The 21,575-nt window shown below is 36.0% G+C and carries 19 protein-coding genes; 7 read left to right on the plus strand and 12 right to left on the minus strand.

Annotated elements, in window-relative coordinates:
• Positions 1 to 36: 36 nt before the first annotated feature.
• Both ACM55F_RS07225 and ACM55F_RS07230 read right to left on the minus strand, forming a co-directional pair.
• Entirely contained in the window at positions 37 to 2,037 is a 2,001-nt protein-coding gene (locus tag ACM55F_RS07225) for a fumarate reductase/succinate dehydrogenase flavoprotein subunit (RefSeq protein ID WP_416853128.1), read from the minus strand.
• A 12-nt stretch (positions 2,038 to 2,049) separates the two neighbouring features.
• Positions 2,050 to 2,715, minus strand: a complete 666-nt coding sequence (locus ACM55F_RS07230; protein WP_416853129.1) for a succinate dehydrogenase cytochrome b subunit — start codon at positions 2,713 to 2,715, stop codon at positions 2,050 to 2,052.
• Positions 2,716 to 3,084: 369 nt separating this feature from the next.
• Between ACM55F_RS07230 and ACM55F_RS07235 the strand changes: the two genes are divergently transcribed.
• Positions 3,085 to 4,446, plus strand: a complete 1,362-nt coding sequence (locus ACM55F_RS07235) for a hydroxymethylglutaryl-CoA synthase family protein (protein WP_416853130.1) — start codon at positions 3,085 to 3,087, stop codon at positions 4,444 to 4,446.
• 78 nt (positions 4,447 to 4,524) lie between these two features.
• Here ACM55F_RS07235 and ACM55F_RS07240 read toward each other — a convergent pair whose 3' ends face one another.
• Positions 4,525 to 6,006 (minus strand): helix-turn-helix domain-containing protein, encoded by a 1,482-nt coding sequence (locus tag ACM55F_RS07240; protein WP_416853131.1) that lies wholly within the window; start codon positions 6,004 to 6,006, stop codon positions 4,525 to 4,527.
• Between the two features lie 120 nt (positions 6,007 to 6,126).
• On the opposite strand from ACM55F_RS07240, the gene aceB reads away from it, so the two are divergent.
• The 5 genes from aceB to ACM55F_RS07265 all read left to right on the plus strand — a co-directional run bounded on the left by aceB (position 6,127) and on the right by ACM55F_RS07265 (position 12,184).
• Complete coding sequence (aceB, locus tag ACM55F_RS07245; protein WP_416853132.1) at positions 6,127 to 7,728, plus strand: malate synthase A; 1,602 nt, start codon at positions 6,127 to 6,129, stop codon at positions 7,726 to 7,728.
• A gap of 35 nt (positions 7,729 to 7,763) precedes the next feature.
• Positions 7,764 to 9,044, plus strand: a complete 1,281-nt coding sequence (gene aceA / locus ACM55F_RS07250) for an isocitrate lyase (RefSeq protein WP_416853134.1) — start codon at positions 7,764 to 7,766, stop codon at positions 9,042 to 9,044.
• 161 nt (positions 9,045 to 9,205) lie between these two features.
• Positions 9,206 to 10,498: an aminopeptidase P family protein gene (locus ACM55F_RS07255; protein ID WP_416853135.1), complete on the plus strand. Its 1,293-nt coding sequence runs from the start codon at positions 9,206 to 9,208 to the stop codon at positions 10,496 to 10,498.
• Positions 10,499 to 10,956: 458 nt separating this feature from the next.
• Positions 10,957 to 11,421, plus strand: coding sequence for a 6-pyruvoyl trahydropterin synthase family protein (locus tag ACM55F_RS07260; protein ID WP_314897899.1), 465 nt, complete (start codon positions 10,957 to 10,959; stop codon positions 11,419 to 11,421).
• A 4-nt stretch (positions 11,422 to 11,425) separates the two neighbouring features.
• The gene (locus tag ACM55F_RS07265; protein WP_416853136.1) at positions 11,426 to 12,184 is read left to right on the plus strand and encodes a UDP-2,3-diacylglucosamine diphosphatase; all 759 of its coding nucleotides are present in this window, start codon (positions 11,426 to 11,428) and stop codon (positions 12,182 to 12,184) included.
• Here the strand turns inward: ACM55F_RS07265 and ACM55F_RS07270 are convergent.
• The 6 genes from ACM55F_RS07270 to ACM55F_RS07295 form a co-directional block, all read right to left on the minus strand.
• Positions 12,181 to 12,537, minus strand: a complete 357-nt coding sequence (locus tag ACM55F_RS07270) for a hypothetical protein (RefSeq protein ID WP_416853137.1) — start codon at positions 12,535 to 12,537, stop codon at positions 12,181 to 12,183. The two genes, ACM55F_RS07265 and ACM55F_RS07270, sit on opposite strands and share 4 nt — an antisense overlap.
• Before the next feature lie 142 nt (positions 12,538 to 12,679).
• A complete protein-coding gene (locus ACM55F_RS07275) occupies positions 12,680 to 13,948 on the minus strand; it encodes an MFS transporter (RefSeq protein WP_416853139.1) in 1,269 nt (422 codons plus the stop codon).
• A 14-nt stretch (positions 13,949 to 13,962) separates the two neighbouring features.
• Complete coding sequence (gene recJ / locus ACM55F_RS07280) at positions 13,963 to 15,651, minus strand: single-stranded-DNA-specific exonuclease RecJ (RefSeq protein ID WP_416853141.1); 1,689 nt, start codon at positions 15,649 to 15,651, stop codon at positions 13,963 to 13,965.
• 101 nt (positions 15,652 to 15,752) lie between these two features.
• Complete coding sequence (locus ACM55F_RS07285) at positions 15,753 to 16,106, minus strand: HopJ type III effector protein (RefSeq protein ID WP_416853142.1); 354 nt, start codon at positions 16,104 to 16,106, stop codon at positions 15,753 to 15,755.
• Between the two features lie 7 nt (positions 16,107 to 16,113).
• Positions 16,114 to 16,827 (minus strand): 16S rRNA (cytidine(1402)-2'-O)-methyltransferase, encoded by a 714-nt coding sequence (gene rsmI / locus ACM55F_RS07290; protein ID WP_039108596.1) that lies wholly within the window; start codon positions 16,825 to 16,827, stop codon positions 16,114 to 16,116.
• Positions 16,828 to 16,961: 134 nt separating this feature from the next.
• Positions 16,962 to 17,942 carry a hypothetical protein gene (locus tag ACM55F_RS07295; protein WP_416853143.1) on the minus strand — a complete coding sequence of 327 codons (981 nt, stop codon included), beginning with the start codon at positions 17,940 to 17,942 and terminating at the stop codon, positions 16,962 to 16,964.
• Between the two features lie 246 nt (positions 17,943 to 18,188).
• On the opposite strand from ACM55F_RS07295, the gene ACM55F_RS07300 reads away from it, so the two are divergent.
• Positions 18,189 to 18,779 (plus strand): thymidine kinase, encoded by a 591-nt coding sequence (locus tag ACM55F_RS07300; RefSeq protein ID WP_039108599.1) that lies wholly within the window; start codon positions 18,189 to 18,191, stop codon positions 18,777 to 18,779.
• Positions 18,780 to 18,917: 138 nt separating this feature from the next.
• On the opposite strand, the gene ACM55F_RS07305 is transcribed toward ACM55F_RS07300, so the two are convergent.
• From ACM55F_RS07305 to rpoN, 3 genes are all read right to left on the minus strand, one after another.
• Positions 18,918 to 19,208, minus strand: a complete 291-nt coding sequence (locus tag ACM55F_RS07305) for a helix-turn-helix domain-containing protein (RefSeq protein WP_416853144.1) — start codon at positions 19,206 to 19,208, stop codon at positions 18,918 to 18,920.
• A complete protein-coding gene (locus ACM55F_RS07310; RefSeq protein WP_416853146.1) occupies positions 19,198 to 19,551 on the minus strand; it encodes a type II toxin-antitoxin system RelE/ParE family toxin in 354 nt (117 codons plus the stop codon). The genes ACM55F_RS07305 and ACM55F_RS07310 overlap by 11 nt, the downstream gene beginning before the upstream one ends.
• 240 nt (positions 19,552 to 19,791) lie before the next feature.
• Positions 19,792 to 21,258 carry an RNA polymerase factor sigma-54 gene (gene rpoN, locus ACM55F_RS07315; protein ID WP_416853148.1) on the minus strand — a complete coding sequence of 489 codons (1,467 nt, stop codon included), beginning with the start codon at positions 21,256 to 21,258 and terminating at the stop codon, positions 19,792 to 19,794.
• Positions 21,259 to 21,575: the final 317 nt, after the last annotated feature.

Raw genomic sequence — 21,575 nt, forward strand, 5'->3', positions numbered from 1 at the left:
GTATTAAGAGTAATCTTCAAGACTTTTCTCGAAATACTATTTATAACTTCTTTGAACTAATTTCACGTTATCAAACACCAACGGCTCTTTATGCAAAACAGCTTCACTTGGTTTTCCAGTGTATTCCCATGCCGCTACGTAAGCGAAATTCTCATCGTCACGTTGCGCTTCACCTTCTTCTGTTTGGTATTCTTCACGGAAATGTCCTCCACAAGATTCATTACGATGTAAGGCGTCTTTAGCGAACAATTCTCCCAATTCAAGGAAATCAGCAACACGAGTCGCTTTTTCCAATTCCTGATTGAATCCTTTATCAGTTCCTGGAACCTTAACATCTTTGTAAAACTCTTCACGTAAAGCAGCAATTTCTACTATTGCTTCATTAAGTCCTTTAGCGTTACGGGCCATTCCAACTTTATCCCACATAATTTTTCCTAATTTCTTGTGGAAATAGTCAACAGAATGAGTTCCGTTATTGTTCATGAATTTATCGATCTGGTCTTTAACCGCTTTCTCAGCAGCTACAAACTCAGGTAAATCTGTGGATATTGTTCCCATTTTAATATCTGGAGCTAAATAATCACCTATTGTATAAGGTAATACAAAATAGCCATCAGCTAAACCTTGCATCAAAGCCGAAGCTCCTAAACGGTTGGCTCCGTGATCTGAGAAGTTTGATTCTCCAATGGAGAAACAACCCGGAATTGTAGTTTGCAAGTTATAATCAACCCAAGTACCTCCCATTGTATAATGCACCGCAGGGTAAATCATCATTGGAGAAGTATAAGGATCCTCATCTACAATTTTATAATACATTTGGAACAAGTTCCCGTATTTACTTTTTACAAGTTCAGTACCTAATTTAGTTACTAATTTAGTATCCTTAGTATCTAATCCTTTTACATACGCTTGCTCATTTCCGTAACGTTGAATAGCTGCGGCAAAATCCAAATAAACTGCTTCGCCTGTCTTGTTTACTCCAAAACCAGCATCACATCTTTCTTTGGCAGCACGTGAAGCTACATCACGAGGAACTAAGTTACCAAAAGCAGGATACCTTCTTTCTAAGAAATAATCTCTTTCGCCTTCTGATAAATCAGTTGCTTTTTTCTTTCCTTCACGAATCGCTTGCGCATCTTCTAATTTTGCAGGAACCCAGATACGTCCATCATTACGCAATGATTCTGACATTAATGTCAATTTCGATTGGTGATCTCCAGAAACCGGAATACAAGTTGGGTGAATTTGTGTGTAGCAAGGATTTGCGAAGAAAGCTCCTTTTTTGTGGATTTTCCATGCTGCAGTAGCATTAGATCCCATTGCATTGGTTGACAAGAAGAAAACGTTTCCGTATCCTCCAGAAGCAATAACAACAGCATGAGCAGAATGTCTTTCTATTTCACCGGTAACTAAGTTACGAGCGATAATTCCTCTTGCTTTTCCGTTTACGACTACTAAATCCAGCATTTCGTGACGGTTGTACATTTTTACTTTACCACGCCCAATTTGACGGTTCATTGCTGAGTAAGCACCTAAAAGCAATTGTTGACCTGTTTGCCCTTGTGCATAAAATGTACGAGAAACCAAAGTTCCTCCAAAAGAACGGTTATCTAACAATCCGCCATATTCACGAGCCAATGGAACACCTTGTGCCACACATTGGTCAATAATATTAGACGAAACTTCAGCCAAACGGTGTACGTTAGCCTCACGAGCACGATAATCGCCACCTTTTACTGTATCGTAAAACAATCTGTGAACAGAGTCACCGTCTCCTTTATAATTTTTTGCAGCGTTGATTCCACCTTGTGCAGCAATTGAGTGCGCACGACGTGGTGAATCTTGAAAGCAAAATGCTTTTACGTTATATCCTAATTCTGCCAATGTTGCAGCAGCAGAACCTCCAGCTAATCCTGTACCAACAATAATAACGTCTAAATTACGTTTGTTAGCAGGATTTACTAAATTAATATGATCTTTATAATTTGTCCATTTGTCCGCAATTGGACCATTTGGAATTTTTGAATCTAATGCCATTATAATTGAATATTAATGATTGAAATGATGAAAAAGTGCAATAAAAATAAATCCGATAGGAACTACATAAGCAAATCCTAATCCGAAATTTTTCAATCCTCTAGAATATTTATTATTGAATCCTACAGATTGAAAAGAAGAACTAAATCCGTGTTGTAAGTGTAAAGCCAGCAATACAAAAGACAAACTATATAATGCTGTACGAACCGGGCTTTCGAATTTCGCAACTAGTTCATGAAAATACCTTGTTTCATCTAACGGATTACATTCTACATACTTGTACACCATTTCCGGAAACCAGAAATCATAAAAGTGCAATCCTAAAAATGCCAAAATTACTGAACCCGAAATAATCATATTTCTTGAAGCCCAAGAAGAATTTGCAGCTCCGTTATCCTTTGCATAAGCAATTGGTCTGGCGCTTCTGTTTTTAAAATCCAAAACAAAACCCATAATAAAGTGAAAAACTACACCTACAATTAAGATTGGTTGAATTACGAATTGAACTAATGGATTATTTCCCATAAAATGGGAAATCGAGTTAAAAGTATCGGGACTAAAGACCGATGTCATATTGATAAAAAAATGCTGTGCTAGAAACAACATCAAAAAAAGTCCTGAAAGTGCCATAGCTACTTTTTTTGCTATTGACGATTTCAATAATGCAGATTTTGCCATAAGTTTTATATAATTTGTTTTAAAAAATTCTACAAAAATAGAGCAATTAGACAGTAACTACAACCTTTTCGTTGTTATTTATAATGATTTTAAAGTGTTTTACACAAAATACCAAGAAATCCTTAAAAATCAAACAAAATTGAAAAAATAGTCTGAAAAACGGTTAAACAAAAAAGAAAAAAATCTTAAATAAGACGTAACGAAATTGAGTGAAAATCAATCTGCAAACAGGCTAAAATTACTGATTCTATAATTTTTATTATTATTTATTTCTAAATCAATAAAAACGACAAATGCTATCATTTTATATCCCTAAAATAATTGCAGCTTGACAATGCGTTTTTAACTTTACACTTTAAAAATTCAATAATGAAAACAGGAATTGATTCCATCTCTTTTGATGTTGCTAAAATACATTTACCTATTAAAACTTTGGCGAAAGCCAGAAATATTGAACCTGAAAAATTAGAAAAAGGTTTGGGTTTAATCAAAATGACATTGCCGGACACACATCAAGATACTGTAGTTTTTGGCGCCAATGCGTTGACAAAATTAATTCTAGACAACAACATCAATCTCAACGAAATCGCACGAATTTACGTAGGAACCGAAAGTGCAATTGACAGCTCAAAACCAATAAGCTCGTTTTTAATTGCATTGATGGAACAAAAATTTGGAGAAAACACTTTATCAGAATGTGATGTAGTTGACTTTACTTTTGCCTGTATTGGCGGAGTTGATGCCATGCAGAACTGCATTGATTTCGTCACTCTAAACCCAACCAAAAAAGCAATTGTTATTACTACTGATTTTGCGAAATACGATTTAAACTCTACCGGAGAATACACCCAAGGTGCAGGTGCTTTAGCAATGTTGATTACTTCAAATCCAAGAATTATTGCTTTCGAAAACAATTGGGCAACCAGCACCAAAGGAGTTTTCGACTTTTTCAAACCGTACCGAACGATTTCAAAAACAGCAATTACAGGAAACGTAAATAACGAATCGTGGTTTGAAAATTTAGAAAGTGAAGTTGAAATCCACAAAGACCAACCGGTTTTTGACGGGCAATATTCGAATCAATGTTACATGGATCGAACAAGAGACGCTTATTTTTCATTCAAAAAATTAAGAAACACCACCGAAACTGTTTATGATTCCTGGAAAAGTATCGTCATGCATTTGCCTTATGCTTTTCAAGGACGCCGAATGTTGTCTGAAATTTATGCTTTGGATGCTTCCAATAAAATAATATCCGGAGACGAAGATGCTTCGGAATACCAAAATAAGCTGAAAGAAATTAGTAAATCTGAAGCGTACAAACAATTTGTTAATGAAAAATTAATGCCGGCAGAAATTGCTTCTTCTTTAATAGGTAATTTATATACTGGCTCCATTTTTATGGGATTGCTTTCGACTTTGGCACATTTTTATGATACTGAAAAAGAAATAAGCGGTAGTAAATTTGGTTTTTTGGCTTACGGTAGCGGGTCAAAATCGAAAGTTTTTGAAGGAACGATTCAAGCTGATTGGAAATCAGCAATTGCTGGTATAAACCTTTTTGAAACGATAGAAAAAAGCTTCGAAATTGATTTCGAAACATATAGTAAACTACATAAAAAGGAACAAAAAATCAGCATTCAAACTCCAAAAAAGGAGTGGGTTTTAGACCAAATTGAAAATGAAATTCCTAATTTAATTGGCGCGCGTTATTACAAATGGGTTGATTAGATTTATATTCCTATTGAAAAAAGCACCGAGAATTCATACTTGAACTTTCGGTGCTTTTTACTTAAACAGAGTATCCGTTTAACTGAATTTGCTCATATATTGTTGTACAATTAAATCTGTGTTTTCATTTCGAGTCTTTTGCTCTAACTGAATTGGAGGTGAAGCTCTTTCCAAACAATTTTTCACCGCACAAGTTTCACAAGTCACCCCAACAATTTGTTTTTGGATGGATTTATTGTCAATGAATTTAAATTTTTTCTTGACACTTGGCGTAATCAATATGCCCACAGTTATACTTCTCAAGCAATCTTTTTTGAAAGGATCTAAAGTCGCTGAAGAAAATACTAAATACTCATTATTGCTATTATCATAACGCGAAATTTGCGCATCAAAGAAGTGACTTTTATTTTGTCTCATTGCATTCTCAATGGTTTTGATTGATACCCATCTTCTGCAATAATGCTCATTCATTTCATTAGCATGCGGCTCCTGTTGATTGGTAATGTGTAATTCTTTTTTAATTTGATAGGTTTCCGCGCCAATTTTATGAGACAACCGAAGGAAAAACAGGTTTTTTAGCTGAAAGTCCTTTGGTAAAATATTCGTCAGTCTTTGATAGAAAGATTCAGGCGAAACATTGAATTTCCCCATAAGCTCAATCATTTCTTGCGGTTGTGGATCTGTTTTTAATAAAAATAAATTCAACTCATCAATCAGTTTTTGTCTAGGAATAAGTAATGCTCCGGCAAAATAAGAAGCGTAAAAATTATTAAGTACCTGGTCGAAATTGTCAAATTTTATCCAACTGAATGTGTATAGTCTTTCGGTGATTTCAAGGTAATTATAGGCAATCTCTTTTGCTAGAATAAAAGCTTTTTGAGGTTCGTCAATATCTGACGAAAGCAATAAAGTCTTGCTTTTAGGAACGAATATCGACCTTAAATCACCCAATTCTTCTTGTTCCGAAAAAATAATTTCATTAATGGTATAGCCATATTCTTCAATTAATATAGCTGATAATTCTTCAATAGAAATTTTAGCGTCAATATTTACGTGAAACGCTTTAGAGAATTGCAACACTTTTAATTCTAAATCTTCAAAGTAATTATTGTGCGCTTCCTGATACGAACGCAATGCGGCTAGAAAGAAGCTTTCACGGGTTAAATTATAATGCTGTGCGATTTCAATAATCGTACTTATAAATGCATTCACTTTAGCGGGTGCATTGGCAATAATATCAATAAGATCGTTTTCTTGAATCCCAAAAATTTCTAAAGGAATTTCTTTTAGAATTCCCGATTTTAAGATTTCACCTATAGGAGCCAGATTATTATCCAGCTTTAAAGATACCATATGATCGTATGAAACATCTAATTTTTCCGACAAAAGAATAATCTTGTCTGTTTTAGGATATTTTTTTCCTTTTTCAATTTCGTTTAAATACGATTTTGAAAGGTCGGTAATTTTAGCCAAACCAAATAGTGACAAATTCTTACTTGTTCGAGCCTGCTTGAGTTTTAGGCCAAAAATTAACTTGATATAATCCTTTTCTATATTCATAGAATCAAAGATACGCTAAAAAACAAAAAAGGCAAAAAATATTTTTTTACATTTTTAGCGTACGTTCGCTTGTTTTGTAAAAAACTTTTTTATAATATTGTCATGTAAAACATATTAACCATGATACACCAAGCACAAACAACCGAAAGAGAGTTCCAGTTTTCTACTGAAACGAATCAACATTATCCTGAAATATTGACGGATGAAGCCATTGAATTTTTAACTGAATTGCATCAAAAATTCAATAACAAAAGACTTTTGTTATTAGAAGAAAGAAAAACACAACAAGTCAAATTTGATACTGGCGCTTTGCTTTGTTTTCCAAACGAGACAAAAAGCATTAGAGAAAGCAATTGGCGAGCAGCCACAACTCCAAAAGATCTATTAGACAGAAGAGTGGAAATAACAGGTCCTGTTGATAGAAAAATGGTCATCAATGCGCTTAATTCTGGAGCAAAAACTTTTATGGCCGATTTTGAAGATAGCACTTCCCCTACATGGAGCAACTTAATGACTGGACAACAAAATCTGAAAGATGCAGTAAATAAAACCATCACTTTAGATGATCCTTTAAAAAACAAGAAATATTCTTTAAATGAAAATACTGCCGTTTTAATTGTTCGTCCAAGAGGATTGCATTTATCAGAAAAAAATATTTTGATTGATGGTCAACAAGCTTCGGGTTCCCTTGTTGATTTTGGTTTGTACGCTTTTCATAATCACAGAGAACTGACAAAAAATGGAACTGCACCCTATTTTTATTTACCAAAACTGGAACATTATTTAGAAGCAAGGTGGTGGAATGAAGTTTTTGAATTTGCACAAGAATATTTAGGAGAACAAAACGGGACTTTCAAAGCAACGGTTTTAATCGAAACGATAACTGCCAGTTTTCAATTGGACGAAATAATCTTCGAATTGAGGGATCATATCGTAGGTCTTAATTGCGGAAGATGGGATTATATTTTTTCTTACATCAAAAAACTAAGAAATAATCCCTCTTTTATTGTTCCAAATAGAGATCAGGTAACAATGATTTCTCCATTTATGAGCGCATACTCACAACTGGTTATTCAAAGATGCCACAAGCGCAACATACATGCAATAGGAGGAATGGCAGCTCAAATTCCGATAAAAAATGATGAGGAAGCCAATACAATTGCTTTCAACAAAGTAATTGCCGACAAAGAACGTGAAGTGAAAAATGGACATGACGGCACTTGGGTAGCACATCCGGATTTGGTTTCAATTGCCATGACAGTATTCGACAAATACATGCCAACGAAAAATCAAATTCATGTAAAAAGAGACGACGTACACGTTAGTGAAAAGGATTTACTGGAAACGCCAGAAGGAACGATTACAGAGGAAGGTGTTAGAAAAAACATTAGCATTTCCGTTTTATACATCGCTTCATGGCTCAACGGACATGGTGCTGCCGCTTTACATCATTTAATGGAAGATGCCGCTACTGCCGAAATTTCCAGATCACAATTGTGGCAATGGCTCAAAAACGAAGTGGTTTTGGATAATCAAAAAGTATTAAACGAAAAATATTATCACAGAATAGCGATGGAGGAATTTGAAAAAATAAGAAAAACTGTTGGAGATGAAAATCATGAAAAACAGAAATACAGAGTAGCGGAACAACTACTGGACAAGCTTGTTGTAAACGATAATTTTATCGAATTCTTAACCATTCCAGGTTATCAATATATCTAAAATAAAAATAAACCAAACAAACCATATAAATTAGTATGAAAACAACAGAAACCAGAATTCAGGAATTAGTTACAGATTGGATAACAAACCCAAGATGGGAAGGAGTTGAACGCCCATATACAGCTGAAGAAGTTGTAAAATTGCAAGGTTCTTATGTTATAGAACACAGCGTTGCTAAAATTGGCGCCAATAATTTATGGAAAAAACTTAATTCTCAGGATTTTGTTGCCGGACTTGGTGCTCTTACCGGAAATCAAGCGATTCAAGAAGTGGAAGCTGGATTAGATGCGATTTATTTGAGCGGATGGCAAGTTGCCGCTGACGCAAATGTTGCCGGCGAAATGTATCCTGACCAATCTTTATATCCTGCAAACAGCGTTCCGTTGGTTGTAAAACGAATCAATAATGCGCTATTACGTGCCGATCAAATACAAGTTGTAAATGGAACGACCGAAAAGAAACAATACTTAGTTCCTATTGTTGCTGATGCCGAAGCTGGTTTTGGAGGTAATTTAAATGCATTCGAATTAATGAAATCGATGATTGAAGCGGGCGCAGCGGGCGTTCACTTTGAGGACCAATTGAGTTCTGCTAAAAAATGCGGACACTTAGGCGGAAAAGTATTAGTACCAACACAAGAAGCCATCAATAAATTGATTGCCGCACGATTAGCAGCCGATGTAATGGGGACGCCAACATTAATTGTTGCTCGTACAGATGCTGATGCGGCGAACTTATTGACAAGTGATATTGACCCAAGAGATACAAAATTCATTACTGGAGAAAAAACGGGGGAAGGATTTTTCTATGTGAATTGTGGCGTTGAACAAGGAATTGATAGAGGATTGAGTTATGCTCCGTATGCTGATTTGATTTGGATGGAGACCAGTAATCCTGATTTGGCTTACGCAAAACAATTTGCCGACGCTATCCATAAACAATTTCCAGGCAAAATGCTAGCGTACAATTGCTCGCCATCTTTCAACTGGGCTGCTAAATTATCTGTTGGCGAAATGGAAACTTTCAGAGAAGACTTAGCTGCAATGGGATACAAATTTCAATTTATCACTTTGGCTGGATTCCATGCATTAAACACAAGTATGTTCGAACTATCTAAAGCATACAAAGAAAGAGGCATGGCTGGATATTCTGAGTTACAGGAAAGAGAATTTGCATTGCAAAAACACGGTTTCAAAGCAGTAAAACACCAAGGTTTTGTAGGGACATCCTATTTTGATGCGGTTCAAAACACCGTTACAACTGGAAAATCTTCTACAACAGCCATGAAAGATTCTACTGAAGTAGCACAGTTTTAAGGAAACTTTATTTCATAAAGAACACAAAGCGTACCAGTTTAAAATGTAAATTTTATTCTTCTGCGCTTTGTGTTTTTTTAATTTAAAATTTGACGAATTCATAACAAAAAACGGTTTAAACTTAGTATTTTTGAGTAATTAAAAGTTTAAATCGAATTGTTATGAAATACCATCAAATTGACCGGGATTTATTTATAAAAAATCGCACCAAATTCATGGCTCAAATGAAGCCGAAAAGTCTAGCTGTTTTCAACTCTAATGATATTTATCCAATAAGTGCCGATAGCACAATGCCTTTTGCACAACACCGAGATATCTTTTATTTAAGCGGAGTGGATCAGGAAGAAAGTATCTTATTGCTTTTTCCGGATGCGCCTTACGAACATCAAAGAGAGATGGTATTCTTGAAAGAAACCAGCGAGCACATTGCGATTTGGGAAGGTGAAAAACTGACTAAAGAGCGTGCTTTTGAAGTAACAGGAATCAGAACCGTGTATTGGTTACAGGAATTTGAAAAAGTATTATTCGAAATGATGACGCACGCTGACACGATTTACATCAATACGAACGAACATTATCGCGCCACTGTAGAAACTGAAACACGCGAAGCCCGTTTTGTAAAATGGTGGAAAGAGAAATATCCGGCACATGCTGTCGCAAAAAGTAATCCAATATTGCAACGCCTTCGTTCAGTAAAAGAGACTGAAGAATTGGATTTAATCCAAAAAGCCTGTAATATTACCGAACTCGGTTTTAGAAGATTATTGCCTTTCGTGAAACCAAACGTTACCGAATACGAAATCGAAGCCGAGTTAATTCACGAATTTGTTCGCAACCGTTCCCGTGGTTTTGCTTACACGCCAATTATCGCTTCCGGAAACAATGCCAATGTGTTGCACTACATCGAAAACAACCAACAATGCAAAGCCGGTGATTTAATTTTACTGGATGTTGCTGCTGAATATGCGAATTATTCCAGTGACATGACACGAACAATTCCTGTTTCAGGAAAGTTCACCAAAAGACAAAAAGAAGTGTACAACGCGGTATTGCGTGTTAAAAATGAAGCGACCAAAATGTTGACAACAGGAACACTTTGGAAACAATACCATATCGAAGTAGGGAAATTAATGACTTCAGAATTGCTAGGTTTGGGTCTTATTGACAAAGCCGATGTGCAAAACGAAAACCCGGAATGGCCCGCTTATAAAAAATATTTCATGCACGGAACATCGCACCACATGGGATTGGATACGCACGATTACGGAATCCTGACCGAGCCAATGCAAGCCAATATGGTGTTCACCGTGGAACCGGGAATTTACATTCCTGCTGAAGGTTTCGGGATCCGTCTGGAAGACAACATTATCGTTCAGGAAAGCGGCGAACCATTCAACATGATGCGCAACATCCCAATTGAAGTAGACGAAATCGAAGAATTAATGAACAGTTAATTTCTTTGAAACACATACAACCATAACGGCTTACAGTAATGTAGGCCGTTTTTTATTGGGGCGCAACCCAGCCTCCGTAAACTCCGGCAGCGTCGGGCTATCCGCTATATGTCCTCGCGCCGCAAAAAAAATGCGCCGCTGTGGGCTTTTCGCTGCTATCCCTTGCGCGCTTGAACCAGAAAATCTATAATTCCATAATGAAGCTGTAACTTTCCTGTTCCGCTTTCTTCTTATTTAAAAAGTTCATCATACTAAATGTTTTGTAACACATATTCTTCATATAATTTGAATCATTAAGAAATTAAGTTTAAATCTTAATGGTTAATTAATGAAATTTTTGTGCTTATTCCTATATCCTTTGTGAAACTTCGTGTAATAATTCCTTAAAAGCGTTTGACCGACATTTACATCTTATTTCTCATATCAATTTGCTAAATTTGCATTAAAATTAAACTCCGATGAGCAATATCAGAATTACAAAACAATTTGGTTTCGAAACAGGTCACGCCTTATACGGTTACGACGGGAAATGTAAAAATGTTCACGGGCATAGTTATAAATTGTCAGTAACCGTAATAGGGAAGCCAATCGAAAACCGTAACGACGTGAAGTTTGGAATGGTTATCGATTTTTCTGATTTGAAGAAAATTGTAAAAGAGGAAATTGTGGATCAATTTGACCACGCAACAGTTTTTAACGAAACGACTCCTCATATTGAATTGGCAAACGAATTAAAAAATCGTGGACATCACGTTATTTTGGTAGATTATCAGCCAACAAGCGAGAATATGGTAGTCGATTTTTCTCAAAGAATAATGAGAAGATTGCCAGAAGGAATTGCCCTTTTCTCCTTAAAATTGCAAGAAACAGAATCCTCTTTTGCCGAATGGTTTGCAAGTGATAATATGAAATCTATACTATAGCTTCATGCAATTACCCAATAACAAAAAAATATATTTCGCCTCCGATCAGCATTTTGGAGCGCCAACACCAGAATTGAGTTTTCCAAGAGAACAAAAATTTGTGGCTTGGCTCGATGAGGTAAAAAAAGACGCGGAAGCTATTTTTTTAGTAGGTGATTTATTTGATTTTTGGTTCGAATACAAAACAGTCGTTCCCAAAGGGTTTATTCGTGTTTTAGGCAAACTCGCCGAAATTCGCGACAGTGGAATCCCTATTTATTTCTTCGTAGGAAATCACGATTTATGGATGGATGATTATTTCCAGAAAGAATTGAATATCCCGGTGTACCACGACAATCAAGAATATACTTTTGGTGATAAAACGTTCCTAGTGGGTCATGGCGACGGAAAAGGCCCTGGCGACATGGGGTACAAACGAATGAAAAAAGTATTTACAAATCCATTCTCAAAATGGCTTTTCAGATGGCTTCATCCTGATATTGGAGTAGGTTTAGCACAATATCTTTCCGTGAAAAATAAATTGATTTCCGGTGATGAAGATGTGACTTTTCTTGGCGAAGATAAGGAATGGTTGATTCTCTATTCGAAAAGAAAACTAGAAACCAAACACTACAATTACCTTGTTTTTGGACACCGTCATTTGCCTATGAAAGTAACGGTGGGAGAAAATTCCGAATATGTGAATCTGGGAGACTGGATCACGTATTTCACGTATGGCGTTTTTGATGGCGATACATTCGAGATTAAAAAATATGGAAATTAATTCATCCCCACGCCATACAAATAATCATCCAAATTTAGTTTAAACAAAGTGCCTTCCACCAAGTCTTTTACGGCGTTTAATTCTTCCATGGAAACGGCCAAATCAATTTGGGAACAAGGTGTTTTTAGCAAGAATTTGTGGCATTTGTTTTTCAGTTCGCAATCGTCACAGCATTTGTTTAGTATGCTAGTTTCTTCAATGCAATATTTAAATAGTTGGAGTTCGTGCTTGGTAAAATAAAAACCTGTTTCTCTGAAAATCAATTGAACTTTGTCTGTCAATACTTCATCCTCTTTTTTCCAATAGAAAGAAGTTCCTGAATCATTGTAATATATTTGTTTTATTTCTTTCATATAGAATTTCTTTGAAACAAATATAATAATTATTTAGATTTGTTCTAAATAAAAAAATATAAAAGAGTCATAAAAAAAGTCGGTAACTAATCCTGAGATTATTTTACCGACTGGCTATATAAAGTGAAAAAAGACTCTATTGTTACTCGCCTTTTTCATGTTCGTCAATATCCTTTTGTAAGTCTAATTTTCTGAATGAAGGGGAAAATATTCCTGTTCCAAGCACAATTAAAAGCGTCATGCTTCCGCCAAAAACAACTGCAGTTACCGTTCCCATTAATTTTGCTGTTAATCCGCTTTCAAAAGCACCCAATTCATTGGAAGAGCCCACAAAGATTGAATTCACTGCTGAAACTCGGCCTCGCATATGATCCGGCGTTTTCAATTGCAAAATAGTTTGACGTATCACCACCGAAATTCCATCAACAGCACCGCTTAAAAATAATGCCAATACAGACAACCAGAAAATAGTGGAAAGTCCAAAGACAATGATACAGACTCCAAAAGCAAAAATCGCAGACAAAAGCTTTATTCCCGCGTTTTTATTCATTGGCACATAGGCTGAAATAATCAGTGTTAAGAAAGAACCAACAGCTGGAGCAGCTCGCAATACACCAAAACCTTCGGGTCCAACTTTTAAAATGTCTTGGGCAAAAATGGGTAACAACGCTACGGCTCCGCCAAAAAGAACTGCCGCCATATCCAGTGATAAAGCTCCCAAAACAGTTTTGTTGTTGAAAACAAATTTCACGCCCTCTTTCAAACTTTCCATAATAGGTTCCCCAATTTTTGGGTTCAAAATAGGCTTAGCGGCTATTTGGGACAAGGCGATTAAAGAAAAAACCGAACATAAAAAAACGGAACACATCGACCAGTGAACACCAATCAAAGTTATTGAAAAACCAGCAGTCGCTGGTCCTAAAACAGCACCTATTTGCCAAACAGAACTGCTCCATGTGGCAGCATTTGGATATACTTTTTTAGGAACAATCAACGATAAAAGGGAAAATATGGTTGGACCAAGAAAAGAGCGTACAATTCCCCCCAGAAAAACCAGGAAATAAATGCCATACAAAATTACTTTTGTAGAATATCCACTTACAATGGGCGGCCATGTTAACATAAACAACCCAAAGCTGATTGCCGAAAATCCTAATATACACTTGAAAAGAAGTCCTTTTTTTTCCTTTTGATCGACTATGTGTCCTGCGAATAAGGCCATGGCAATAGCAGGAATTATTTCCATTAATCCAATGATTCCTAGTGAAAGTGGATCTTTGGTGATGCTGTATACTTGCCATTCAATAACAATAAATTGCATGGACCAGGCAAAAACCATGGCGAAACGTAATAATAAAAAGGTGTTGAATTCTTTATAACGCAAGGCTGCGTAGGGATCGTGTTTTTTCATTTTATAAGTGCTAATTATTTAATGTCTCTTAATCGTAATTGTAAACTTACATTCCCTTTCCATTCGTTTTCATCAATAGAATAAACCATTTCAAAGGGTTGTCCGTTTCTAGTGGTTTCTAATTTGTTGCCTAAGCCAAAGCCTATCGCAGCAATGCCTTCGGAGTTGTTTTGTTTTACAAAAAGTTTCAAATGTTCGTCTTCTTGTCCCATTGGTTTTCCATAACCGGTATCTTTTACATTTTTGGTAAGGAAAACAGGTGTCATATTTTGGGGTCCAAAAGGCTCGAATTGTTTTAGAATCCGAGTCAGTTTTGGAGTGATATCTGCAAAATTAATTTCGGCATCAACCGAAATTTCAGGAGTCAGCATATCAGGATGGATGGTTTTTTCGACTTCTTTTTCGAAAGCATCTTTGAAAAGCTGATAATTTTCTTCCTTTAAAGTCATTCCGGCAGCATACATGTGACCACCAAACTGCTCCAAATGTTCGGCACAGGCTTCCAATGCATTATAGACATCAAATCCTTTTACAGAACGTGCCGAAGCGGCATATTTATCGCCACTTTTTGTAAAAACTAAAGTTGGACGATAATAGTTTTCTATCAATCGGGAAGCGACAATCCCAATGACGCCTTTGTGCCAATCCTCTTGAAAAACCACTGAGGTAAAACGTTCTTTTTCATTGTTTTCCTCAATTTGTTTTAACGCTTCTTTGGTGATTAATTTATCTAAATCCTTTCGCTCCGAATTGTATTTTTCGATTTCGGAGGCAAATTGTTGGGCTTGTTCAAAATTAAATTCGGTCAATAATTCCACCGCATGATTGCCGTGTTTGATACGTCCAGCAGCGTTGATCCTTGGTGCGATGATAAAAACGACATCGGTAATATCTAAAGTTTGTTTTTTTACTTGGTTAATCAAAGCTTTGATTCCGGGTCTCGGTTCAGCGTTGATGACTTGCAATCCAAAATAAGCCAACACCCTATTTTCCCCAGTCATCGGGACAATATCAGCCGCAATGGCAGCCGCAACCAAATCCAAATAAGGAAATAAGTCTTCGATAGTTTCGTCACGGTTTTGGCCTAAAGCCTGAATCAATTTGAAACCAATTCCACAGCCGCATAATTCGTCATACGGATAATTGCAATCATCCCGTTTTGGGTCGAGAACGGCAACAGCTTCAGGTAAAATTTTTCCGGGTCTGTGGTGGTCGCAAATGATAAAATCAATGTTTCGTTCTTTGGCATAAGCCACATGATCGATGGATTTTATACCACAATCTAAAGCAATGATAAGTGAAAATCCATTATCATCGGCAAAGTCAATTCCTTTAAAGGAAATCCCATATCCTTCATCATAACGATCCGGAATGTAAGTGGCAACATTAGGATAATAGCTTCTTAAATACGAAGAAACAAGCGAAACGGCTGTAGTTCCATCAACATCATAATCACCAAAAACAAGGATATTTTCCTGATTTTCAATTGCGTTTTCGATACGTTCCACTGCTTTTCCCATATCCTTCATCAAGTATGGATCGTGTAAATCATCTAAACTGGGACGAAAAAATCGTTTAGCATCTTCAAAAGTTTCAATGCCACGTTGCACTAATAATGTTGCCACAAAATCTTCCACATTCAAAGCTTGAGCGAGATGTTTCACGGTATCTTCGGAAGGTTTTGATTTGATGGTCCAACGCATAGTAATTTGGGATTATAAGATTTAGGATTTTAAGAATTCGAAAAAGGAATAACCGCTAATTCGCTAATTATGTCTGTCGATTTAATTTGCTAATTAGCGGTTTAACTATTTGATTTCAATACTAAAGCACTTCCGTAAAATGCAATTCCATCCCAACCAGTTTTCATGAAATTGCGAATGTTTTGATGATCTGTTCCGTTTGGATTTTTTAAAACATCATCATAATAAAACGCACCAAAACAGGATAACGTTTCCGCTTCTGATAAGTTTTGAATTTCGGCGAAAGCAAATAACTTGCAAGATCCTGAATTTTCTCCAGCCGCATTGTGTTGCAAACCGTTCTCAAATGCCGTTGGAGTAAAGTCGTAGTTTTCTTCAATGATAGCAATGGTTTCTGTAAATGCGATTGCTTCGGGAGTTTGTTTTAGTTTTTCTAAAAAAGATGCTGGACTCATATTTATATTATTCTTCTGATGAAAATTTTGATTTTTTAGGGTCTTTGGTAATTGTTTTTCCACTGACTACGACGACAATTTCGCCTCTTGGTGCTATTTTTTCAAAATGAGCTACGACTTCTTTGACTGTTCCACGAATATTTTCTTCGTGCATTTTTGATAGTTCGCGTGAAACCGATATTTGTCGGTCTTCGCCAAAATAGGTGATGAACTCCGCTAAAGTCTTCACTAATTTATGCGGTGAAACATACAAAATCATCGTGCGTGTTTCTTCTGCCAAAGCTAGATATCGGGTTTGGCGTCCTTTTTTGTCAGGCAAAAATCCTTCGAAAACAAATTTATCGTTGGGTAAACCGCTATTGACTAATGCAGGAACGAAAGCGGTTGCACCGGGTAAACATTCGACATCAATTCCATTTTCGACACAAGCTCGGGTTAGTAAAAACCCAGGATCCGAAATGGCAGGCGTTCCCGCATCCGAAATTAAGGCGATATTTTCTCCGGCTTTCAATCTAGAAATTAAATTTTCGATGGTTTTGTGTTCGTTGTGCATGTGATGGCTATACATGTGCGTGCCGATTTCGAAATGCTTTAACAATTTTCCGCTGGTTCGCGTGTCTTCGGCGAGAATCAAATCGACTTCTTTAAGAATTCGAATGGCTCGAAAAGTCATGTCTTCGAGATTGCCGATAGGCGTAGGAACGATATATAATTTTGACATAATTAAAAAATTAAACACATCCCGAATTTTCGAGATAAGAAGTAAAACGGAATGAATTTTAAAACTTAAAATCCATTCCGTTTTTTATTATTTTGTTTTTATTCAAAGGAACACTCAGGACAATTCAACCGGAATTACAAGAATTTCTTCTCTATAATATCCATAAAACGTTCCTCATAATCTTGTTTTCCTTCCCAGTTATTGTAATCTGGTTTTACCATTTCCTGAATAAAATCTCTGGTTTCGTAGAACGTATCAAATGTGATTAATTGATTTAAAACACGGTTGTAATCCTCACTGCTGTTCCCAAAAAGGTGTTTTGTAAATGCAATGCGATCATTCAAATCAATATTGATATTTTTTGCTAATTTTTCATTTAACGAAGCTATTTTTGGTTCCGCCGGTTCTGGTTTCACTTCTTCAATAGTATCCAATTGTTTTTCTTCGAAATCAATTGCAATGGCAGTAGGAATGTTTTCAAGCGGATGTACTTTTACAAACTGAGTATCACTATAATTTCCACCTAATAAATCTTCGAAAGAAATTTGGACAGCTTCCATTTTCTTTGGCGTTTCAATTTCAGCTACTTTTTCTTCTTCAACTTCTTCAACTTCCTCCTCTTTGGATAATTCGAAAGCGGGAATAAACGGAGCAGTTTCCGGTGCCGTTATTTCTTCTTCAATTGCGGCTTCCTCTTCGGCTATTATTTCTTCTTCAATTGCTGGTTCTTTCTCAGCAACTATTTCTTTTTTTTCCTCTAAATGCGTTTCGATAGTTTCCTCTGAAATTATTTCTTCGGCAGCTACAGGCGTTTCTTCGTTTTGTTCTGCTGGAGTTTCAACAATTTTGTCAGTTATCGTTTCTTCGACAGCTGTATTTGTTTCAGGTTGCGCAGTTTCTTTTTGGTCAAAAATTTTCTCAATTTTTTCCTCAATTTCAGCAATTCCAATAGTTGGTTTTGCCTCACTAAAGTGTTCGTCTACAAATCGCAAGACAGAAAGTTTTTCATACAATTTCTGCGTTTCCAGATATAATTGATTGATATCAGATTTATTTTTTAGTTGTAATATTCTGTGTGCAATGCTGATTAAATCGGCTTCCAATTTTTTTTTCATAACTTCGAAATTATAGTGTTTTAGGCGGGTCTTTTTTAATAAATTTCTTCCTGAGTTTTATTTAGCCTAAGGAAGATGTAACCTTTACTCACAATATTATTATTTTGCAAATAAGTGTTCGTGAATCTTCGATTTAATAAAAATGTTATACTTTTGAAACGACGTAAAAGTATAAAATTTTTAAGTCGGTTTTATCCGTTACAAAGTAATAAAAACTATTCATTTTTTAAGTCAGAAAAATACAAAATGTTTCTCGAAAATACAGTAAATCATAAAGAACAATTTGGTTGGATTGAAGTCATTTGTGGCTCCATGTTTTCGGGTAAAACCGAGGAATTGATCCGTCGTTTGAAAAGAGCGCAGTTTGCCAAGCAAAAAGTGGAGATTTTTAAACCAGAAATTGATACACGCTATCATGATGATATGGTAGTTTCGCATGATGCCAATGAAATCCGTTCCACGCCCGTTCCTGCTGCCGCAAATATTGCTATTTTGGCGCAAGGTTGTGATGTGGTGGGAATTGACGAAGCACAGTTTTTTGATGACGAAATTGTCAAGATTTGTAATGATTTGGCAAATCAGGGAATCCGAGTAATTGTTGCCGGATTGGATATGGATTTCAAGGGGAATCCTTTTGGTCCGATGCCCGCATTAATGGCGACTGCCGAATATGTCACCAAAGTTCACGCCGTGTGTACCCGCACCGGAAATCTCGCTAATTATAGTTTTCGAAAAACAGACAATGACAAACTCGTCATGTTAGGGGAAACCGAAGAATACGAACCGTTGAGCCGTGCCGCGTATTATCATGCGATGAGAAAAGATCAGGAGAAGTAAATCTTCTCCCCTCCCGACGCTTCGGGACTCTCCAAAGGAGAGGGAGCCGGAACTGGTTGAAATATATTAAGGATTGAAAATATAAAACCCTTTCGAGTTCTAAATTCTGAAAGGGTTTTTTAATTTTCTTGTGATAGACTATAATTCAATCTGAATTTTTACTTTTCCACCTAAACCTTTTTCTACAATATCATACAAGGTTTTTAGGGTAAGGTTACTTCCGTTATTTTCGATTTTTGAAATGTATTCTCTTTTTTTATCAACAAGTTCTGCAAGTTCATTTTGCGTTAAGTTTTTTTCTAAACGTGCTTTTTTTAATTGTAGCCCAATTTTAAATCCTTCAAAGTCTCTTTCTAGTTCATCACGTCTCTCCGTTCCTTTTTCTCCGTAAACACTATCTTTAATTTCTTTCCAGCTTTTAGTTTTCATTTTCATTTGATTTTTCTTGATAATATTGTTTCATTAAGCGCAGGGCTTTATCAATCTCATTTTTAGGCGTTTTTTGTGTTTTCTTTTGAAAGCCGTTTAACAAAATAACAAGTCTTCCATGGTCAAAAAAACAGAAAACTCTCCAAATGTTTGAAGCCAATTGTATTCTTGCTTCATAAAGTCCATTTGTTCCTTCCATTGATTTTAAATAATTGGATGGAACTCTTTCAAGAGTTTCTATAGCTTCAATAATTTTAAAGATTTTATCCTGAACTTTTTTTGGTTGTTCAAGAAGAAAATCTTCAAAGTAATTTTTGTACGCTATTACTTCTCGTATATTCATATCAAAGGTAATTTAAAAGTTACTAAAAACCAATTTTTTTAATGTGATTTAATTAGTATTACGTTAATGTCTTGTCTTTTTTAAAACTTCCAATCTGCAAGGTCAATCTATTTAACTCCCTGCACAATACCCACTTTTAGTGATATTTAACATCTTGTAAATCAGTAAATTTTCTCCATAAAAAAAAGGGGAAACTTGTCTTTAAACAAATTTCCCCTTTTTAGTATTTTAAATCCTAATTTACATCTTCTTTCTCATTCTCGCTACAGGAATGTCAAGTTGTTCTCTGTATTTTGCAATTGTTCTTCTCGCGATTGGATAGCCTTTTTCTTTTAGAATTTCGGCTAATTGATCGTCTGGAAGTGGTTTTTTCTTGTCTTCTTCCTCAATCGTATTCTTAAGGATTTTCTTGATTTCCAGCGTAGAAACATCTTCACCTTGATCATTTTTCATCGCTTCCGAGAAGAATTCTTTAATCAGTTTTGTACCATAAGGCGTTTCCACATATTTGCTGTTGGCCACACGTGAAATCGTCGAAATGTCAAGACCTACCATATCGGCAATGTCTTTCAGAATCATCGGTTTCAACTTGGTTTCATCACCATCTAGGAAATATTCTTCCTGATAATGCATAATCGCATTCATGGTTACAAAAAGTGTTTCCTGACGTTGGCGTATCGCATCGATAAACCATTTAGCCGAATCTAGTTTTTGCTTGATAAACTGTACCGCATCTTTTTGCTGCGCTGACTTATCACGGGAATCCTTGTAGGTTTGCATCATTTCCTGATAATCTTTGGAAACGTGCAGGGAAGGAGCATTTCGTCCGTTTAAGGTCAGTTCCAGTTCGCCGTCCACAATTCTGATGGCAAAATCAGGGACTACATTTTCGGTAACTTTGTTGTTTCCGGTAAACGATCCGCCAGGCTTTGGATTCAGTTTTTCTATTTCGTGAATGGCTTTTTTAAGTTGCTCATTTGAAACATTATATTTTTGTAAAAGTTTGTCGTAATGTTTTTTGGTAAACGCATCAAACTGATTTTCGATAATATCAGTGGCTAGTTCTACGTATTCCGTTGGTGTTTTGTGTTTCAACTGTAACAACAAACATTCCTGCAAATCTCGTGCTCCCACACCGGATGGTTCCAGTTCATGAATCACGTGTAACAATCTTTCAACAGTTTTCTCGTCGGTATAAATTCCTTGTGTAAAAGCTAAATCATCAACAATGTCAGAAATGCTTCTTCGGATATAACCCATATCATCGATACTTCCCACTAGAAATTCTGCAATTTCACGGTCGTCATCATTTAGGATGAACGTATTCAACTGATTGATTAAATCTTGGTGGAAACTTACTGGGGCGGCAAAGGGTGTTTCGCGCTCATCGTCATCATCACTGTAATTATTAGCTTGCGTTTTATAATCGGGTGTGTCGTCGTTGCTTAAATATTCGTCAATATTGATGTCTTCGGCATCGATTCGTTCTGATTCGGCATCATCATAATCATCATAATCTTCGTTTTCGAACTCGTCCTTTTCATACTCATCTTCTTCTTTTCCGGCTTCCAAAGCTGGATTTTCGTTCATTTCTTCCAATAAACGTTGTTCGAAAGCTTGCGTAGGCAATTGAATTAACTTCATCAACTGAATTTGTTGAGGAGATAATTTCTGTGATAACTTTAAATTTAAGAATTGCTTTAGCATAATAAGGCACTAATTTATTTTGTTTTTTTGCCACTAAGACGCAAAGGCGCAAAGTTTTTATTTTATTTTTTTGCCATTGAGGCACTAATTTATTTGTGTTTTTTACCACTAAGACGCAAAAGCGCAAAGTTTTTATTTTATTTTTTTTGCCAATGAGGCACTAATTTATTTTGTTTTTTGCCACTAAGACGCAAAGACGCAAAGTTTTTATTTTATTTTTTTTGCCATTGAGGCACTAATTTATTTGTGTTTTGCCACTAAGACACAAAGGCGCAAAGTTTTTTTATTTAACTGTTATAGCTACAAAGGCACTACGG

It is taken from the genome of Flavobacterium melibiosi (assembly GCF_048158545.1).
Taxonomy (GTDB): domain Bacteria; phylum Bacteroidota; class Bacteroidia; order Flavobacteriales; family Flavobacteriaceae; genus Flavobacterium; species Flavobacterium melibiosi.

What these genes read in the sequence shown, in the direction of transcription:
- ACM55F_RS07230 (WP_416853129.1), bottom strand. Translation starts at nt 2,715, where the DNA reads ATGGCAAAATCTGCATTATTGAAATCGTCAATAGCAAAAAAAGTAGCT.
- ACM55F_RS07225 (WP_416853128.1), bottom strand. Translation starts at nt 2,037, where the DNA reads ATGGCATTAGATTCAAAAATTCCAAATGGTCCAATTGCGGACAAATGG.
- aceB (WP_416853132.1), top strand. Translation starts at nt 6,127, where the DNA reads ATGATACACCAAGCACAAACAACCGAAAGAGAGTTCCAGTTTTCTACT.
- ACM55F_RS07260 (WP_314897899.1), top strand. Translation starts at nt 10,957, where the DNA reads ATGAGCAATATCAGAATTACAAAACAATTTGGTTTCGAAACAGGTCAC.
- ACM55F_RS07275 (WP_416853139.1), bottom strand. Translation starts at nt 13,948, where the DNA reads ATGAAAAAACACGATCCCTACGCAGCCTTGCGTTATAAAGAATTCAAC.
- ACM55F_RS07240 (WP_416853131.1), bottom strand. Translation starts at nt 6,006, where the DNA reads ATGAATATAGAAAAGGATTATATCAAGTTAATTTTTGGCCTAAAACTC.
- ACM55F_RS07235 (WP_416853130.1), top strand. Translation starts at nt 3,085, where the DNA reads ATGAAAACAGGAATTGATTCCATCTCTTTTGATGTTGCTAAAATACAT.
- ACM55F_RS07265 (WP_416853136.1), top strand. Translation starts at nt 11,426, where the DNA reads ATGCAATTACCCAATAACAAAAAAATATATTTCGCCTCCGATCAGCAT.
- ACM55F_RS07255 (WP_416853135.1), top strand. Translation starts at nt 9,206, where the DNA reads ATGAAATACCATCAAATTGACCGGGATTTATTTATAAAAAATCGCACC.
- rpoN (WP_416853148.1), bottom strand. Translation starts at nt 21,258, where the DNA reads ATGCTAAAGCAATTCTTAAATTTAAAGTTATCACAGAAATTATCTCCT.
- rsmI (WP_039108596.1), bottom strand. Translation starts at nt 16,827, where the DNA reads ATGTCAAAATTATATATCGTTCCTACGCCTATCGGCAATCTCGAAGAC.
- ACM55F_RS07310 (WP_416853146.1), bottom strand. Translation starts at nt 19,551, where the DNA reads ATGAATATACGAGAAGTAATAGCGTACAAAAATTACTTTGAAGATTTT.
- aceA (WP_416853134.1), top strand. Translation starts at nt 7,764, where the DNA reads ATGAAAACAACAGAAACCAGAATTCAGGAATTAGTTACAGATTGGATA.
- ACM55F_RS07295 (WP_416853143.1), bottom strand. Translation starts at nt 17,942, where the DNA reads ATGAAAAAAAAATTGGAAGCCGATTTAATCAGCATTGCACACAGAATA.
- ACM55F_RS07300 (WP_039108599.1), top strand. Translation starts at nt 18,189, where the DNA reads ATGTTTCTCGAAAATACAGTAAATCATAAAGAACAATTTGGTTGGATT.
- ACM55F_RS07285 (WP_416853142.1), bottom strand. Translation starts at nt 16,106, where the DNA reads ATGAGTCCAGCATCTTTTTTAGAAAAACTAAAACAAACTCCCGAAGCA.
- ACM55F_RS07270 (WP_416853137.1), bottom strand. Translation starts at nt 12,537, where the DNA reads ATGAAAGAAATAAAACAAATATATTACAATGATTCAGGAACTTCTTTC.
- recJ (WP_416853141.1), bottom strand. Translation starts at nt 15,651, where the DNA reads ATGCGTTGGACCATCAAATCAAAACCTTCCGAAGATACCGTGAAACAT.
- ACM55F_RS07305 (WP_416853144.1), bottom strand. Translation starts at nt 19,208, where the DNA reads ATGAAAACTAAAAGCTGGAAAGAAATTAAAGATAGTGTTTACGGAGAA.